Below are 3,207 nucleotides of genomic sequence, written 5' to 3' on the forward strand. Positions count from 1 at the left end.
GTCCTGCTCACCAGAAAATACCTGATTGCTTGAAGATCCTGCGACAGTTTCCAGTCCGCCTTCGCCCTTCCTGTCATAATCCTGCTTTCTTGCATATTGAACAAAAGTTTCATCGTTGGCTAATGGACTCGACATCCAGGTAAACACCTTTTCCTTATAAGGATCAGCTGTTGGTGTCGAAAGGATGTTTTTAATTTCAGCAGCAGCCGCCAGTCCCGGATATGTTTGTGTGTTCCATTTAAATGAATATTTTCCATCCTTAACTGCGTAGATCGCGATTTTTTTCACTTCACTCGTAATCGAATCTACTGTTATCTTTCCCTCGGTATCGGTTTTCCCTAATAATACTGGTTCGTTGCTGCCATCGATTGTTGCATAGACTTCCACGTCTTTTGCGGCTTCATTTTCATTATTTTTCACAGTGAAAATGGATGGCTTGCCAATCAGGATCGCTTCCCCTTCGACATTGAAGGCTCCCTTTACTTCGACACTTGCAGGCACCATTGAATAGGTGGAAACGAAGCTTTCTTCTTTGGGAGAATTTAACTTAAGCTCTGCATCTATAATTTCATAAGTTAGCTTGCTGGCTTCCTTCGTAGATGCTGGAACTCTGATTTTAATCTCAGCTGCCTCGGCTGAAGCTACAGTTGCAGTGCTATTCACCAAATTCAGCGAAAGGATTCCAGTTTCTGCATCATAGTTAGATGTACTATTCTTGAATTCGTCGGCAAATTGAACATCCTCCACCGGGAAGTTTTTATCAATCTGGATGTTCATTGTGGAACCAGTAATTTCAGCTGGATTCGTTGCCTTGACGCCAAGACTGTACACATCACCCAGAAATGACTGTTCCTCACCGACTAGGTCAATTTTTGCCGAGCCTGTATTTACGGTAAAATAAACCGTCTTGATCGCCTGGTTTCCAAATTGATCAGGAATCATCAGTGTGACCTTGTGAGTACCATCTGCCCATTTCAAACCGCTCAATGAAAGAGATCCGTCCATGTCATAGGAAAAATGTCCTTCTGAATCAGAATAATTTTTTCCATCTACAAAAACATTGATTTTTTCCCAATCGATTCCCGTTTTAAATGGATCATCTTGATATTCATTAACTTCTGCCTTAAGGTTGACTGCATTGGTGGTAAAATTCTTGCCCTCCACGTTTATGGAAGTGATTTCAGGCGGGTATAAATCATCCATTTTCTCACCATAAACGGCCCTGATATTATCAATATAAATCGAACCTTTTGTCATTGGACCGGTGATTCCAGATTTCGTTGACATCATGCGAACAGCTTGTGTACCGGAGATCTTAAATGGTCCTTTAAAGGTTGCGGGTATTTCTGCCTCGATGTACTTCCAGCCAGTCCAATCGATCCCCGGAACTTCTTGTGTCAGATTTATCGTTTGCGCCTTATTATTTCCATCCATAATCATCATTCTCAGCCAGTAGCCTTGGGCTTCTGGTGTGCCATACACCCACATTCCTATTCCCGTAGGGTTATCTTCGATTGGTGTATTTACACCTGGACCTGCGTAAACTCCGAGCGTCGTTCCAATCGGCGAATTCGTGAAATCGAAATCCATTTTTAACGACTGGTTTCCGAAGCGTACTGGAGCTGGATATTTCGATAAACTAAGAGACCCTTTTTCGCCGCGGTTTGCTGTAGAGGTTTTCCATGTACCAAGGTTCCCTTCAAAATCGTACATTACCTCAGGAAGCTTACCTACAGAAACCTTCATTTGAGTTGAAAGGTTTGTCCCCTTTAGTCGAGCAGTTACCATGCCTGTAACATTTTGATCCCCAGTATGAAGAACCCCAGCTTCATCAATCGTTCCCATTCCTTCTGGGATATCAAACTCGATATCTTCTAATTTCCAAGCAACTTCCCGCTTTTCAAACTTGGTGAACAAACCTAGATTGATTGCGCTGTTCCGTGCTGCAGTTAATTCAGCTGCAGAAAAAGACATTTGATCAGGCTGTGCGATTTCGATGATGCTTTTTCCAACCTCATTCCCATCAAGCTTTAGCAGAACATTAAATTGACCTGTTTTCCCGTTCGATACAAATGTACCGTACTCAGCGATTTCACCGAATGTTGGATCTGATAATTCCCACGTTAGCCCTGACTCAGGCAAAGGTGCTGGGGCCATTGATTTGTCCCTTCCCTTTGCGCTGAAAGTGATCGTTGAGCCTGGGGTAAACGAATTGTCGTAAGGTTCAATATGCGCAGAAGCAAACACATGGTCTGATGGCTCCGCTGAGACAATCAGCCACGAATTCCCTACACTTCTTTCTGTACGGTCTGATGGTCTATTGTCCACTTCGAGCTGATCCCCGCCCAATTGACGAGTCGTGAAGGTCGACGATCCGCCACCGTCCAGGTTCAATGCACTGACTGCACCCATGTCGATCATTAGCTGGGCTAAATCAGGCATAGAGATTCCCGCAGAATAAGGCTCTTGCCGGCCATCAATTACAACGAAAAACACATCACCGTCTGCCTTGATTCCAACTGCTGTTCTCGGCTCTTTCTCCGCTCCTGTTTGTGGAGTTTGATAGACTTGGCCGTTTTTTACAAGAATCGCATTTCCGCCTAAAGCTTCCTCAATTTGATCCTTCATTGCTTCAAATTCGGCTGGAGTGCCAATGACTGCTTCCCCGGATTTTTTAATCGCAAAAAATTCTTGTCCAGAAGAGGATTTATCTTTAACCGCTTGTCCATCTTTATAAACGTAGCCTAAGGGTTCACCCGTGGCCATATTGTAGAAATCCGCATTTACAGCAGCCACTACCTGATGGTTTTCTTTATTAGCGGCACTTGCCTGCTGCCTGACAGGCTGCAGCCCGAAAGCTGTTCCATCATTTGGCGTGCCAGCTTCAATGGATACACTTGGATTTTGCATATCCACTTCCACTACAAAACTCTCAATCTTCTTTCCTTCTTTTCCCTCGAAGCTATAATGCTTCTCCATCACACCAGGTGCTATATCAGCCTGATACTGGTTAATCGGAAGTTGGACAATGGTAGATTTTAAATCGAAACTGCCAAGTGCAGATGTCAAAATTGGAGAAATCATACTAGCGGCTAAGGTAACAGATACGACAATCGGTACAATTCTCTTCTTCCAATGCTTCTTCATCGTTCTCCTCCTATGTATGTATTCAATGAGTTATGTAATACATCTTCCATCTTATTAAAA

1 protein-coding gene is annotated in these 3,207 nt (G+C 43.5%); it reads right to left on the reverse strand.

Annotated features, from left to right (window positions below; translation table 11 throughout):
• Window positions 1–3,147: phosphodiester glycosidase family protein (locus WB217_RS11145; RefSeq protein ID WP_423993299.1), on the reverse strand; the 3,147-nt coding region annotated here is incomplete at its 3' end.
• Window positions 3,148–3,207: the final 60 nt, after the last annotated feature.

The sequence above is a fragment of the Mesobacillus sp. genome, from assembly GCF_049588175.1.
GTDB lineage: Bacteria > Bacillota > Bacilli > Bacillales > Cytobacillaceae > Mesobacillus.